Raw genomic sequence first — 255 nt, 5'->3', positions numbered from 1 at the left:
CTCCTACGGGAGGCAGCAGTAGGGAATCTTCCGCAATGGGCGAAAGCCTGACGGAGCAACGCCGTGTGAGCGATGACGGTCTTCGGATTGTAAAGCTCTGTCAATTGGGACGAGCGGCATGGAGAGGGAATGCTCTATGCGAGACGGTACCAGAGAAGGAAGCCCCGGCTAACTACGTGCCAGCAGCCGCGGTAATACGTAGGGGGCAAGCGTTGTCCGGAATGACTGGGCGTAAAGCGCGCGCAGGCGGTTTCT

General features: G+C 59.2%; 1 rRNA gene. It reads left to right on the top strand.

Annotated elements, in window-relative coordinates:
- Positions 1 to 255: ribosomal RNA gene (locus MM817_RS16730) — 16S ribosomal RNA — on the top strand; the annotation flags it as partial.

It is taken from the genome of Sulfoacidibacillus ferrooxidans (assembly GCF_022606465.1).
In the GTDB taxonomy this organism is placed as follows: domain Bacteria; phylum Bacillota; class Bacilli; order Alicyclobacillales; family SLC66; genus Sulfoacidibacillus; species Sulfoacidibacillus ferrooxidans.
The sequence above is the reverse complement of the archived record's forward strand: the minus strand, read 5'-3'. Positions and strand labels throughout refer to the sequence as shown.